The sequence below is a fragment of the Ureibacillus sp. GCM10028918 genome (genome assembly GCF_042666115.1).
Taxonomy (GTDB): domain Bacteria; phylum Bacillota; class Bacilli; order Bacillales_A; family Planococcaceae; genus Ureibacillus.
Genome location: NZ_JBHTFK010000002.1, coordinates 468980 through 482380, shown reverse-complemented (window position 1 = coordinate 482380; position 13401 = coordinate 468980). Strand labels below are relative to the sequence as shown.

15 protein-coding genes are annotated in these 13401 nt (G+C 35.9%); 4 read left to right on the top strand and 11 right to left on the bottom strand.

Translation table 11 applies throughout. The features are described from left to right. Positions 1-37: 37 nt before the first annotated feature. The 4 genes from ACFQU5_RS02360 to ACFQU5_RS02345 form a co-directional block, all read right to left on the bottom strand. Positions 38-526 (bottom strand): chemotaxis protein CheW, encoded by a 489-nt coding sequence (locus ACFQU5_RS02360; protein WP_390284318.1) that lies wholly within the window; start codon positions 524-526, stop codon positions 38-40. Between the two features lie 258 nt (positions 527-784). Then, a complete protein-coding gene (locus tag ACFQU5_RS02355; protein ID WP_390284316.1) occupies positions 785-2500 on the bottom strand; it encodes a GMC family oxidoreductase in 1716 nt (571 codons plus the stop codon). 62 nt (positions 2501-2562) lie between these two features. Then, positions 2563-3333, bottom strand: a complete 771-nt coding sequence (locus ACFQU5_RS02350; protein WP_390284314.1) for a gluconate 2-dehydrogenase subunit 3 family protein — start codon at positions 3331-3333, stop codon at positions 2563-2565. Positions 3334-3349: 16 nt separating this feature from the next. After that, on the bottom strand, positions 3350-3601 hold the full coding sequence (locus ACFQU5_RS02345; RefSeq protein ID WP_390284312.1) for a hypothetical protein: 252 nt from the start codon (positions 3599-3601) through the stop codon (positions 3350-3352). Between the two features lie 375 nt (positions 3602-3976). Here ACFQU5_RS02345 and ACFQU5_RS02340 point away from each other — a divergent pair, with 375 nt between their 5' ends. Then, on the top strand, positions 3977-4057 hold the full coding sequence (locus tag ACFQU5_RS02340; protein WP_390284698.1) for a twin-arginine translocase TatA/TatE family subunit: 81 nt from the start codon (positions 3977-3979) through the stop codon (positions 4055-4057). Positions 4058-4231: 174 nt separating this feature from the next. On the opposite strand, the gene ACFQU5_RS02335 is transcribed toward ACFQU5_RS02340, so the two are convergent. From ACFQU5_RS02335 to ACFQU5_RS02320, 4 genes are all read right to left on the bottom strand, one after another. Continuing rightward, positions 4232-5344 carry a M20/M25/M40 family metallo-hydrolase gene (locus ACFQU5_RS02335; protein ID WP_390284310.1) on the bottom strand — a complete coding sequence of 371 codons (1113 nt, stop codon included), beginning with the start codon at positions 5342-5344 and terminating at the stop codon, positions 4232-4234. A 556-nt stretch (positions 5345-5900) separates the two neighbouring features. Next, positions 5901-7622 (bottom strand): GMC family oxidoreductase, encoded by a 1722-nt coding sequence (locus ACFQU5_RS02330; protein ID WP_390284308.1) that lies wholly within the window; start codon positions 7620-7622, stop codon positions 5901-5903. A gap of 40 nt (positions 7623-7662) precedes the next feature. Further along, positions 7663-8430: a gluconate 2-dehydrogenase subunit 3 family protein gene (locus ACFQU5_RS02325; RefSeq protein ID WP_390284306.1), complete on the bottom strand. Its 768-nt coding sequence runs from the start codon at positions 8428-8430 to the stop codon at positions 7663-7665. Between the two features lie 16 nt (positions 8431-8446). Next, on the bottom strand, positions 8447-8704 hold the full coding sequence (locus tag ACFQU5_RS02320) for a hypothetical protein (protein WP_390284304.1): 258 nt from the start codon (positions 8702-8704) through the stop codon (positions 8447-8449). A 198-nt stretch (positions 8705-8902) separates the two neighbouring features. Here ACFQU5_RS02320 and tatC point away from each other — a divergent pair, with 198 nt between their 5' ends. The 3 genes from tatC (at position 8903) to tatA (ending at position 10198) form a co-directional block, all read left to right on the top strand. After that, entirely contained in the window at positions 8903-9643 is a 741-nt protein-coding gene (gene tatC / locus ACFQU5_RS02315; protein ID WP_390284302.1) for a twin-arginine translocase subunit TatC, read from the top strand. Positions 9644-9661: 18 nt separating this feature from the next. Further along, positions 9662-9889, top strand: coding sequence for a twin-arginine translocase TatA/TatE family subunit (locus ACFQU5_RS02310; protein WP_390284300.1), 228 nt, complete (start codon positions 9662-9664; stop codon positions 9887-9889). 129 nt (positions 9890-10018) lie between these two features. Continuing rightward, entirely contained in the window at positions 10019-10198 is a 180-nt protein-coding gene (tatA, locus tag ACFQU5_RS02305) for a twin-arginine translocase TatA/TatE family subunit (RefSeq protein WP_390284298.1), read from the top strand. Between the two features lie 287 nt (positions 10199-10485). Here tatA and ACFQU5_RS02300 read toward each other — a convergent pair whose 3' ends face one another. Genes ACFQU5_RS02300 through ACFQU5_RS02290 form a run of 3 tightly spaced genes read right to left on the bottom strand, consistent with a single transcriptional unit; the run spans position 10486 to position 13268 of the window. Continuing rightward, complete coding sequence (locus ACFQU5_RS02300) at positions 10486-12204, bottom strand: GMC family oxidoreductase (RefSeq protein WP_390284296.1); 1719 nt, start codon at positions 12202-12204, stop codon at positions 10486-10488. Positions 12205-12218: 14 nt separating this feature from the next. Next, positions 12219-12995 carry a gluconate 2-dehydrogenase subunit 3 family protein gene (locus ACFQU5_RS02295; RefSeq protein ID WP_390284294.1) on the bottom strand — a complete coding sequence of 259 codons (777 nt, stop codon included), beginning with the start codon at positions 12993-12995 and terminating at the stop codon, positions 12219-12221. Positions 12996-13016: 21 nt separating this feature from the next. After that, positions 13017-13268, bottom strand: a complete 252-nt coding sequence (locus ACFQU5_RS02290; RefSeq protein WP_390284292.1) for a hypothetical protein — start codon at positions 13266-13268, stop codon at positions 13017-13019. Positions 13269-13401: the final 133 nt, after the last annotated feature.

Here is a 13401-nt window from a genome sequence, read left to right as displayed (position 1 = left end):
GCTAGAAGGACTAATTTAATCCTACTAGCTTCGATTATTATGAATTCGGTTGATTATTTTCATCCTCAAGTAACTTATGTAAATACTCTATGATTTCTCGTATGCCATCAAGTGAATTTACTAAGATTTTTGGGTCCACACAAGCGATCATGCGCTCTTCTAGATTCGCTACTGCAGTAAAGTAACGTGTTTTTGTATAATTTACTAGCCCAACTTGTTTAATTTCATTCTCTGTTAGATTTATGATTTCTTTTGCCTCACTAACAACTAAACCATAATTTACGATATCCGTATTCAACACAATAATGCGACATAAATCTCCCTGGCTCGATTGATTATACAAGATACGGTTAAAGTCAATGACTGGAATTAGCTCTCCTCTAACCCTTGCAAAACCAAGCAAATAATTTGGCAGATGAGGAATAGGTGTAATATGACTCAATTTCTCAATGGATACGACCTGTTCTACAGGTACAGCGTATTCTTCTTTTCCACAATTAAAAATAACTACTTTTTCAAATGACATTCTTTCACCTCATAAAAGCTGCTTTGAAGAATATTATACTACTTATGCTGATAATCGGCTGAAAAATATAGCAGATTTTGCCGATAATTCTAGATTCATGCGATTATGTTTGGTTTTCAATTAAAAAATCCCCCCTAAGTAAAGATGTAATAGCTATTTTTATCATAGCGTACTTTCATTTTCTACCTAGAGAGAATCATCATTAACTTTTGTTGACTAGAATCTTAATAGATTTATTTTAATCAATAGTTTAATAGATTAAACTAAAGAACCACCATTTTTCATGTACTTATCAATACCTTCAGCAGCACGGTAAGATAATGCTCCGATTGTACCTGTTGGATTGTAACCACTGTTATGAGGGAATGCACTTGCTCCTGGAACAAATACGTTTTCAAAATCCCACATTTGTAGGTAGCTGTTTAATGCACTTGTTTCAGGATCAGATCCCATGATTACGCCACCAGTGTTATGTGTAGATTGGTAAGGAACGATATCGAATGGTCCTTGCTCTCTGTTTGTATAAGTATGAGTTGCGCCCATTTCTTTTACAATTTTTTCAGTTTGATCGCCGATAAATTTAGCCATTTCACGATCTTGATCTTCGTAATCATATGTCATACGTAAAAGCGGCATACCCCAAGCATCTTTATAAGTAGGATCTAGATCTAGATAGTGATATCTGTGACCAAGGTTCGCACCCTGTGCATCAATAGCAACTTGACTAGAATAATATTTAATCGATTCTTCTTTAAATTGTTTACCCCAGTTTTTCGTACCATCTTTCGTTGGGTTAAATCCAATAGGTCCTTTACCAGTTTGCAATAGGAAAATACTACCACCATGAATAAAGTTTAAATCTGTATGGTCAAAGTTATCCCCATTATAGTCATCGATTGCAACACCTAATGAACCAGCGCCCATATATAAGTTAAATTGTTTATCATCAAATAACCCAACTGTTTCACCACAGTTATTTTGGTATGCGTAGTTTTTACCGATTACGCCTTTACCCGTTTTTGGATCATAAGGAGTACCCATATTAGACAATAATAGTAAACGTGTATTGTTTAGTGTAAAACTTGTTACCGCTACAACATCTGCAGGCTGGATAAATTCTTCACCTGATTGAACATCTACATAACGTACACCTGTAGCTTTATTACCTGTGTGAAGAATTTCTACTACTTGTGAATGTGTACGCAGTTCAAAGTTCCCTGTAGATTGAGCAGTAGGAACCACTGTCACTGCAGGATCTGCTTTAGCCCCATATTCACAGCCATAACGTGAACAGAAACCACAATATTGACATGCCGCTCGGCTAATTCCATCTGGATTTGTGTAATCTTCAGAAAGATTTGCAGAAGGCACCATATAAGGATGGCATCCTAAATTTGTCACTGCTTCTTTAAATGTGTTTAGAAGCGGTGTCATTTTCATCGGTCCTGTTGGATAAGGATTTGATCTAAATCCACCAAGTGGGTTTTCTTCACCAGAAATACCTGCCATTTTCTCGAACGTGTCGAAATACGGCTCTAACTCATCGTAAGTAATTCCCCAGTCTTGTAAAATGTAGTTAGAATCAAGCTTGTTTTTACCATATCTTTCCTCTGTTAAAGTCTTAATTTGGAAATCGTATGGTAGGAAACGGTAGTTTTGACCACTCCAGTGAGCACCAGATCCACCTACACCAGTACCAACAACGAACGCTCCATGTTGTCGCATTGGTAATGCACGCATTTTTTCATGGTTACGGAATGTAATTGTTTCTTTAGATAAGTCCTGCATCATTTCATGACGTTTTGTATAACGCAGTTCATCGTGTACCATTAAGTAATCTGATGTGGTGCGACCTTTACCACGCTCTAGCCCAACTACTTTATAGCCTTTTTTTGTTAGTTCTGCAGCTACAATACCGCCTGTCCAACCAACACCGACTACTACGACGTCTGTTTTAGGTAAAGTTGTTACCATTATATTCCACTCCTAAGTATCTAATAATACATAATTTTTTAAATCTATTATTCTATTTGAAATTAATGACCATGTTGTGAAGATAACGGAATTGGATCCAATTTGATAACCTCATCTTTTTCAATCATGCTCATGAAGCTCATTTGATGTCCTGGGAAGTTTTTCATTTTCCAACCTGCCATATTTGCGTTACCACCATATAGAGGATCTGCATAAACACCTTCAATAGTTGTTGAGCGCAGTAAGCTAAAGAAGAAGTCTGAAGAAACACCCTTCATTTTTACTTTACCATCGTCAAATTCCGTAAGAATTGCGTCTTGCTCTTCTTCCGTTAACTCTGTAAATGATTTCTCATATGTAGATTTACTATGACTTTCAAGTGCTGCTAAACCAATTGTGAAAACATCTTGACGGTTTAATGAACTTTGATAACCTTGTGTATCTTCACCTGGGAAAAATGGTCCTTGTGTATACTCTTTTGCTCCTGTTCCCCATCCACTTGCTAATTGGTGATCAATGAAATAAGCCACTAATAATTCTTTCGCACCAGGGCCATTGTCATCTGCAGGGAAAATTCTTTCTACTGCCGCTTCTGTAATACGATATTGTTCAGGTGAGAAGAACATCAATGCTGCATTTGTATTTGTTGATGATGTTTCAGCAGCATTATGCTGTTGGTGCACTGACTCTTCCGTTACATTGGTAGTATCTTTTCCTAGTAGACTACCAACTGCTCCTCCAAGAACCACCCCACCAATTGTTAATCCAGAGTTTTTTAAGAAATTACGTCTTGTTGATTTTTTTTCAGTAAAACTTTGACCTTTTTCCGACATAATGAATCCTCCTTAATCAAATTGCGCCTACAATAAAAAAGACTGATAAAACGACAGACATTGCGACTAAACTAATGATGAAACCCAGATGTTTTCTACCGATCCAACAAGCTAGTATTATAGCTAAGCCTAATGCCGCCCCAATTAAAGTGAATGCAGGTACATTGCCGTTGTAGTTATTAATTGCTAGTGCATATCCAGTTATTAGCGTGATTCCTGCCAATACCTGCATGATTGTATATAATTCATTACGGTTATATTCTGTCACATAAATCCCTCCCTTTTGCACTCGATAATTTACTTTTTTAAAATAGTGTATAATCTGTTGATGTCCTTTGAAAAAATATTTCATTCCATAACAGATTAGTATATTATACAACTTCTTTTGTATACACTTTATTTTTTTTATAAATTTTATATACTTAATTGTTTTTGAAAAAGTTGGTGAATATATGGATAAACAAGAATTACCTCTAATTAAGCATTTGATTGAACTTCGGAAAAGCTAATTATAATAAAGTATGGTGTTTTTTGTAACTCTACTTATTGGTTTCCTTTTCGCGGCTGAACTCCTGCAGTTCATTACATCACAAAAAAATCAATCGAAGTTCCAGGATTAGTTATAATTCTTGTTATCGCATGAATTCTTTTTGGACCAACTAAACTTCCGCAACTTGTTGGTGTTGTTGGACAAACATTCAAAGAGTTTAAAGATTCAATATGATTTTAATACTCTGCCTTATACACCTCCAAAACTAAGATGCCAAAATGAAAAAAGGCTAATCGGATACTTTACCCAATTAGCCAATTTATAGGCGATACCATATTTCTAATCCTTAAGTATTTCTGTAAATCCTTGATTATCTACAAATGCCATTTTTTCAACCCTGTTTGTGCTCTATTTAGAAGAACATTTGACTACTTCTACTAATAAATCGGCTAACTTTTCTAATTCTTCAATAGGCATGCGTTCATTCGTTGTATGAATTTCTTCATACCCAACAGAAAGATTTACCGTCGGGATACCAAATCCAGCAATTACGTTTGCATCACTTCCACCACCGGAAATTCCAAGCAATGCTTCACGTCCTATATTTTTTACAGCTTGCATTGCAATCTGTACAACGCGATCAGACTCCGTTACCGAGAAACCTGGGTACATTAATTTCACTTCAACCTCTGCGCGGCCACCCAGACTTTGCGCTACACTTTCAAATGTTTCTTTCATATGATTCACTTGAGCATCTAATTTTTCTCTATTGATGGAACGTGCTTCAGCTAAAATATAGACCTCGTCACAAACAATATTTGTCGCCTTGCCACCCTCAAAACGACCAATATTTGCTGTTGTTTCTTCATCAATTCTTCCAAGATTCATTTTCGCTACAGCTTTTGCCGCTAAAGTAATTGCAGATATTCCCTTTTCCGGGGCTACACCAGCGTGAGCGGTTTTACCAAAAACCTTTGCTTCCAATTTTGCTTGGAATGGTGCAGCCGTAACAATCCCGCCTACTTTTCCATCACTATCCACAGCAAAGCCTAGTTTTGCTTGGATACGAGACGGATCTAATTCTTTTGCTCCTGCTAAGCCACTTTCCTCACCAGCAGTTATAATGAATTGAATTGTTCCATGTTCAATATTTTGTTCTTTTAAACGACGTGCCATTTCGAATAATGCCGCCATCCCTGCTTTATCATCCGCTCCTAGTATCGTTGTTCCATCGGAGTAAATATATCCATCCTCACGGATTTCCGGTTTAATGCCAACTCCTGGAACTACTGTGTCCATATGAACAGTAAAGTAGATGGGTTCAACATCTAATGTACCTGTTAAAGTTGCAATAATATTGCCCGCACCATGACCATTACGTGTATGAGCGTCATCTTGATAAACTTCAAATCCCATATCTTTTAACTTTTTGACAAGGATTGGCGCGATGATTTCTTCATGTTTTGTTTCAGAATCAATTTGAACTAGCTCTAAAAATTCATTTACTAAACGATTGTTCATGTTAAAACTCCCTTATCCTTCAATATTCTTCTATTTTACGCTTCAAAAAGAATGAAGACAAGACAGCTCTATTTCCATATCCCCATAATTCCATTTTCTTCGGATAAATTTCATTAAACGTTTCTTCAAGTAAAACTAGTTTCGGGTCTAATTTAAACATTGTATTGCGTATATCTGCAATAACTCTTGAAACATGTTCTTTCGATAAAAAAATATTATAGTGAATTGACCGAGCCCAAAAAATATCATCAAAAAAGTAATCGTCAAATTTTTCGCTGAATCCAACGAGTTAATTGCTCCATCTAATTATTGATTGCTTCACTACCCGCTGACTTTACTTCATCAAAATTTGGGAAAATGGACTGAAGCTTTTTGTAACTTATTAATTTTTGGAACATGATCTCTAATTGTCCATTCTTTTCTCTTGCATCAAAAAAGGTTGTCTCACTATACGTGAGACAACCTCTTTTTTCGTTGTTGACTAGAAAGTTGTATTAATGGTCCAAAATAGACTAGTCTATTTTGTTTGTAGAAGAATGATAGAGTTTAATATTTACTATACTAATAACCCGCCGCCGTTTTTAATATAATTTTGAATACCTTCAGCAGCACGGTACGATAATGCCCCAAGTGTACCAGTTGGGTTGAAACTTGAGTTATGAGGGAATGCAGACGCACCCACAACGAATACATTTTCTACTTCCCACATTTGCAAGTAAGTATTTAAAGCTGATGTGGCTGGGTCGGCACCCATGATTACGCCACCTGTATTATGCGTATTTGTATCTTTGTTAACGCTGAAATTCCCTTGCTCTTCAGAAGTTTCAATTATATCAGCACCAATTTTTTCACCGATCTCACGAGTTTTTTGCGCCATGAATTTTACCATTTCACGATCATTGTCTGTATACTCGTAAGTCATACGAAGCAGTGGGTAACCCCAAGCATCTTTGTATTCTGGATCAAGGTCTAAAAAGTTCGTTTTAGATGGCATACTTGCACCTTGTGTTTTAACTGGGAAGTTAGAGTTCGCATATTTAATGGATTGCGCTTTAAAATCTGCACCCCAGTTTGCTGTTCCTTTAGGAACACGGTTTACTGCGATAGGACGGTCACCATATTGTGTAGATCGGATACCAGCACCGTGAATAAAGTTTACATCAGAATGGTCGAAGTTATCACCCATCCATTCTGCAATCTCAATACCAAGTGCACCTGCACCACCATACAGGTTAAACTCACGATCTTCAAAGAATAATTGAGTTGTACCACCTGTTACTTGGTAGCAATAATTTTTACCAATTGTCCCAGTACCAGTTGTTGGGTTATAAGGTGTACCTAGGTTTGAATTTAATAATAAACGTGCATTATTAAATACGTATGAAGCAACAACTACTACATCAGCAGGTTGTTCAAATTTTTCACCTGTTAACATATCAACGTAGATAACGCCTGTTGCTTTACCACCGTTTGATGTAATTTCTAATACGTTGGCAAATGTACGTAAATCTAATTTACCTGTTTGTTTTGCAACAGGGATTACTGTTACAGCCGGGTCACCTTTTGCGCCATATTCGCAACCGAAGTTTTCACAGAATGCACAATATTGGCATGCACCACGTTGAACACCGTCTGGATTTGTATAGGTTTCAGAAAGGTTAGCTGCAGGAATTACAAATGGTTTGTACCCAAGGCTTGTAGTAGCTTCCTCAAACGTTTTCATTAAAGGAGTTTTTACTAATGGTCCTGTTGGGTATGGATTAGCACGTTTCCCCCATAACTCAGGAACTTCTTCCCCAGAAATACCCGCCATATATTCAAATTTTTCATAATATGGTTCGATTTCTTCGTATGTGATCCCCCAGTCTTGAAGAGTCATCCATTCCGGGATCTTATCTTCACCATAGCGATCAACTGTCATAGAGCGAATTTCAAAGTCGTATGGTAAAAAGCGATAAGTTTGTCCATTCCAGTGAGAACCTGCACCACCAACACCATCACCAACGATGAATGTACCATAATGACGCATTGGAAGCGATTTCTGATCAAGTGTACTACGATATGTTATTGTTTCTTTTGATAAGTCTTGCATTAATTCAGTACGATGTTGATATCTTAATTCATCGTGAGCCATTGTATAGTCCGCAGTTGTACGGTCTTTACCGCGTTCTAGACCCACTACGTTTATACCAGCTTTTGTTAATTCAGCTGATACGATACCACCAGCCCACCCCATACCGATTACTACTACTGGTGCTTTTTCTAATTTTGTTACCATTTATTAGTCAATCCTTTCTCTTCCGTTCAAAATCAAATCTTTAGCTCATGTGGCTGCTTAGACCCTCTGGTTTTAACTCGATAAATTCTTCACTTTGGATCTCGTTTACATATTGCATACGAGAACCCGGATATTTACGCATTGACCAACCAATCATATCGCTGTTACCACCATACATAGGGTCAGCGTAAACACCTTCGATTGTCATTGTACGCAATAGACTGAAGAATTCTGAAGAACTAGTTTTACCATATAATGTTGCTTTGCCTTCACTAAATGCAGTTAGCACTTCGTCTTGTTGTTCAGGTTCTAATGTCGTAAATACACCCTCATAATTATCTGTTGAATAAGTATCTAATGCTTCTAATCCAGCACGGAATAAATCTTTACGCAATAATTTCGTTTGTGGACCTTGGTTTTCACCTGGAGCATAGAAACTACCTAAACGATAGTCTTTTACATTGTTACCCCATTGGCCGGCTAATTGGTGGTCGATATATACTGCAGCTAATAACTCTTTAGCACCAGGACCGTTTTCATCTTCTGGATAAATGCGATCTGCAGCAGCTGCTGCCGTTTGATATTCTGACGGTGTAAAAAACATTAATGCGCGATTGAAGTTGGTAGCACCTGTACCATGTTGAGCATGTTGTGTATCTGTTTCAGTAGTAGTAGTGCCATCATCATTTTTCACTACTAAACTTGTTACTGCACCACCTAGAACCAACCCTCCAAGTGTTAACCCTGAATTTTTTAAGAAATTACGTCTTGTCGACTTTTTTTCTGTGAAGTTTTCTTTCTCTGCCATAATGAGTCCTCCTTAATTAACTGAACATAGCTCCAAAATTGAAATAAATAGCGAAAATTATTGATGCCATAATTAGCGTTAGCATAAAACCTAAATGTTTAATTCCAATCCAACATCCTATTATCGTAGCTAAACCAACAGCTGTTCCAATAAGAGCAAAAAATGGTACCACAGTATTGTATACAGAAATAGCGAATGCATATCCTACCGTTAAAGTAATCCCAGCCAACACTTGAATTATCAACGAAAGTTCTTCGCGGTTATACTCTGTCATCTTATCCCTCCCCGAAGATTATACCCAGATTATTTATTTACTTTTTTAATAAAGCGTGTATAATTTAATTTTGTTCCTCTCAAAAACTATTTCATTCTATAACAGTTTTGTATACAAATCAAAGTTTTTTTATGAAAATAAATATTTTTTCGTAAATCGGTGTTATTTATTATATATTGATGAAAGTGTGGTGAAATCATGGAGGAAAAAGAATATACATTAGTAGAACACTTAGAAGAATTACGTAAACGCTTGATCATTATATGTGCAGTCTTTGTAGTGACTCTCCTGATTGGTTTCATTTTCGCACCTGACATTTTACAGTTTCTAAAATCCCAGGATGTTGCGAAACATGTTGATTGGAACGTGTTTGGATATACTGACGGTATATCAATCTATGTAAAGTGTGCACTATTAGTTGCAATATGTTTCACTTTACCAGTTACGATGCATCAGCTTTGGCAATTTTCAAAACCTGGCTTAACTAATAAGGAAGCTGCCAGCGCTGGAACATTTATCCCTGCTGCATTTATCCTATTTTTAGTAGGTGTATCTTTTAGCTACTTTATTTTGTTTCCACTCATGCTAAATTTTATGTCCAATATTAATGAATCTATCGGTGCAACTGAAACTTACGGAATGAAGCAATATTTTACACTTATGTTTAACCTGCTAATTCCAGTAGGTCTTGTTTTTGAACTACCAGTTGTTATCTTGTTTTTAACAAAGTTAGGAGTAGTTACTCCTACTCGTTTACGAAAAATGCGAAAAATTTCATACTTTATCTTAATCGTAGTTGGGGTCGTGATTTCTCCACCTGATTTTGTTTCAGATTTCCTAATTATTATTCCATTATTGCTTTTATTTGAAATAAGTATTGTCGTTTCGGAGAAAGCTTATAGAAAGCAATTAAAAATTGCTGATGAAGTTATTCACTAAATATGAAGGAGGTTTATTATGTTACAATCCATCGGAGTACCGGGATTAGTCATTATCCTGGTAATTGCTTTAATATTATTCGGACCATCTAAACTGCCACAATTAGGTAAAGCAGTTGGACAAACTTTAAAAGAATTCAAAGATTCTACAAAGGATATTGTAGATGATGTAACTGGCGAGTTCAAAGAAGTAAAAGATGAGTTCACATTAGTAGAAAACAAAAAAGAAGACACTGCAAAAAAATAATTCCTATTAAACAACAAAAAACGTTTGTCCCCTCTAGATAGTAGTGATACTTTTTAGTGGCACTGTTATCTAGAGAGGATTAATAGGAATTAACTTAGGGCACTGTCCTTTAAATGGAGGAATAATTTTATGTTAAACTCAATCGGAATTCCAGGATTAATCATTATTTTAGTGATCATCTTAATCATATTTGGCCCATCTAAACTACCTAAACTAGGACGCTCAATTGGTGAATCCATGAAAAACTTCAAGGATTCCACTAAAGGGGTATTAGAAGATGAAGACGATAAAAATAAAGAAAAAATGTAATTGATTTAATAAAATTCACCTTCACAATTTCATAGTAGGATTAGGATTAAGTTTTAAAAATAGATCTTGTTTTATTTCTATATGTTAGATTTTATAGAAAAAGGCAGAAGGAAACTTCTCCTTCTACCCTTTTTCTATAAAATAGTTAAAATTATTTTTTTTTTAGTTAATTAATATTATAAAAATGAGTTATCTCATAGAAGAGATAACCCATTCAACGTTGACTAAAAGCAATATATTAATCTAGTAATGCAGAAATTTTTTTCATTCATCTAAAAAATTACAGATTAAACTAATGATCCGCCACCGTTTGTAAGATATTTTTCAATACCTTCGGCTGCACGGTAAGCTAACGCTCCAACTGTACCAGTTGGATTCATACCTGAGTTATGAGGGAATGCGTTTGCACCTGGAATGAATACATTTTCACAATCCCACATTTGAAGATAACTATTTAACGCAGAAGTTTTTGGATCAGCACCCATTATAGCTCCACCGGTATTATGAGTTGTTTGATATTTAGTTGTATCCCAATCACCTTGATCTCCTGGTGTCGTAACTTCCGTTGCACCCATTTCTTTTAGGATATTCGTTGTGATTTCACGGATATATTTTTGTTGATTAATTTCGTTTTCTTTATAGTTAAATGTAATACTTAATAGTGGATCGCCATATTGATCTGTATACTGTGGATCCAACGATAAGAAGTTGTTTTTATTAGGCATAACTGAACCTTGAGAACCAACGCTCATATATTTATTTGCCCAGTAGATCGATGCATCTTTAAACTCTTTACCCCAAGTAGCCGTTCCTTTCGGTGTTGAGTTATTTGCAATTGGACGTCTACCGTAATGGCCTAGTGCGATATTACCACCGTGAATGAAATCAAGATCAGAGTGGTCGAAATGGTCACCATTGAAGTCGTCTAATACGCCAGCTAGTGCACCTGTACCAATAAATGAGTTGAATTCTTTATCTTCAAAGAATCCAGTAGATGATGCTGAAGTCATTTGATATGCATAGTTCTTACCAATGATTCCTTCACCTGTTTCATAATTGTATGGTTTACCTAAATTAGATAATAATAAAAGACGAACGTTGTTCAAAATATAACTTGTTACTGCAACAACTGTCGCTGGTTGAATAAATTCTTCACCAGTATTTGTATCGATATATAAAACACCTGTCGCTTTCCCGTTTTCGTGGATGATGCGACGAACCGAAGATTCTGTACGTACTTCAAACTTACCTGTTTTTTCAGCAACTGGTAAAACAGTCACGATTGGGGATGCTTTTGCTCCATATTCACAACCAAATCGTTCACAGAAACCACAATATTGACATGCTCCACGTGTAATTTCGTCTTTGTTTGTATAAGTTTCAGACAAAGTCGCTGCAGGTGCAGTATAAGGATGATATCCCAGATTAGTTGCTGCTTCTCTAAACATCTTCATTGCTGGAGTTTCTTTTAACGGAGCTGTTGGATATTTAACTTTTGGCGCGTCTGGATGTGGATTTTCTTCCCCAGATAAACCAATCATCTCTTCAAATTTTTCAAAGTAAGGAACCATTTCATCATATGTAATTCCCCAGTCTTGAATCGGCATATCTGCTGGTATTTTATCTTCACCATAACGTTCGATTGTTTTTGTACGGATTTCAAAATCATACGGCATAAAACGATATGTTAAACCATTCCAGTGTTCACCAGAACCACCTAATCCGTCACCAATCAAGAAAGAACCATGGTTACGATATGGTAGTGCACGTTTACTTGGGTCATGTCGAACAGTCCAAGTTTCTTTTGATAAATCTTGCATCATTTCGTTTCGATTTGCATAACGAAGTTCATCATGCACCATCAAGTAATCATTCATACTACGTGTTTTACCACGTTCTAGACCTACAACTTGATAGCCTTTTTTTGTAAGCTCAGCAGCGATAATTCCACCTGTCCAACCTACTCCTACTAATACTATATCTGTTTTTGGTAATGTTGTTGCCATTGTTAAACCTCCGATTAGTGATTATGTTGTGCATTTAAGCTTTGCGGCTCAATTTCAACAAATTCTTCTTTTTCTACCATGTTTGCATATGACATTTGGTGACCTGGGAATTTTTTCATCTTCCAACCAGCCATATCTTTGTTTCCGCCATACAATGGATCAGAATATACACCTTCAAGTGTTGCTGAACGTAATAATTTAAAGAAATAAGAAGGTGTTATTGTTGCTTTTAATTCAACTTCATCTGCTTCTACCGCTGTCAGAATTTCAATTTGCTGTTCAGCTTCAAGTTCATAGAATTTTTTCTCGAATCTTTTAGTTGCTTCAGAATTTAACAATTTAATTCCTAATACAAAAACGTCTTGACGAGTTAAATGTGATTGATGACCGAATAATGGCGTTGCTTCATTAGGATAGAACGGACCTTTTGTATATTCTTTACTCATCAAGCCATATGACCCTGCTAATTGATGGTCAATAAAATATGGAACTAGTAACTCTTCGGCACCAGGACCTACTTCTGTCTTAGGAAAGATTTGTTCAGTTGCAGCGGCAATAGTTGAATATTGTTCTGGTGTAAAGAACATTAAAGCTTTATTATAGTTGACCGCTTCATGATTGTTTTCTGAATGTAGTGGTGCAGAAGTTGTGATACTTTCATCATTGTTTTTTACAACTAAACTTGTTACTGCCCCACCTAGTACTAGACCTCCAAGTGTTAACCCTGAATTTTTTAAGAAATTACGTCTAGTGGATTTTTTTCCTGTAAAATTTTGTTCTTTTTCTGACATAATGACTCCTCCAATAAAATACTAAATTGCTCCCAAAATGAAAAAAATTGATAAAACTAAAGACATAGAGACAGAACTAATAATGAATGCTAGATGATTTCTACCAATCCAGCAAGCTAGTATTATAGCTAATCCCAAACCTGAGCCAAAAAGTGAAAATGTCGTCACATCTCCAAAAAAGTTATCAAGCGTTAAGGCATACCCACTGAAAAGTAGTAGTCCTGCTAATACCTGTATAATTTGATTCAATTCGTCACGGTTATATTCAGTCAAGGTTTAATCCCCCCTTCAATACACCTTAAATACTATACTAATCTATTTACTTTTCAATTTAAGCGTGTATAATTTACATGGTTCCAATGAAACTACTATATTCTATAACAAATCTGTAATTAAAATCAAATCT

What these genes read in the sequence shown, in the direction of transcription:
- ACFQU5_RS02360 (WP_390284318.1), bottom strand. Translation starts at nt 526, where the DNA reads ATGTCATTTGAAAAAGTAGTTATTTTTAATTGTGGAAAAGAAGAATAC.
- ACFQU5_RS02355 (WP_390284316.1), bottom strand. Translation starts at nt 2,500, where the DNA reads ATGGTAACAACTTTACCTAAAACAGACGTCGTAGTAGTCGGTGTTGGT.
- ACFQU5_RS02350 (WP_390284314.1), bottom strand. Translation starts at nt 3,333, where the DNA reads ATGTCGGAAAAAGGTCAAAGTTTTACTGAAAAAAAATCAACAAGACGT.
- ACFQU5_RS02335 (WP_390284310.1), bottom strand. Translation starts at nt 5,344, where the DNA reads ATGAACAATCGTTTAGTAAATGAATTTTTAGAGCTAGTTCAAATTGAT.
- ACFQU5_RS02330 (WP_390284308.1), bottom strand. Translation starts at nt 7,622, where the DNA reads ATGGTAACAAAATTAGAAAAAGCACCAGTAGTAGTAATCGGTATGGGG.
- ACFQU5_RS02325 (WP_390284306.1), bottom strand. Translation starts at nt 8,430, where the DNA reads ATGGCAGAGAAAGAAAACTTCACAGAAAAAAAGTCGACAAGACGTAAT.
- ACFQU5_RS02320 (WP_390284304.1), bottom strand. Translation starts at nt 8,704, where the DNA reads ATGACAGAGTATAACCGCGAAGAACTTTCGTTGATAATTCAAGTGTTG.
- tatC (WP_390284302.1), top strand. Translation starts at nt 8,903, where the DNA reads ATGGAGGAAAAAGAATATACATTAGTAGAACACTTAGAAGAATTACGT.
- ACFQU5_RS02310 (WP_390284300.1), top strand. Translation starts at nt 9,662, where the DNA reads ATGTTACAATCCATCGGAGTACCGGGATTAGTCATTATCCTGGTAATT.
- tatA (WP_390284298.1), top strand. Translation starts at nt 10,019, where the DNA reads ATGTTAAACTCAATCGGAATTCCAGGATTAATCATTATTTTAGTGATC.
- ACFQU5_RS02300 (WP_390284296.1), bottom strand. Translation starts at nt 12,204, where the DNA reads ATGGCAACAACATTACCAAAAACAGATATAGTATTAGTAGGAGTAGGT.
- ACFQU5_RS02295 (WP_390284294.1), bottom strand. Translation starts at nt 12,995, where the DNA reads ATGTCAGAAAAAGAACAAAATTTTACAGGAAAAAAATCCACTAGACGT.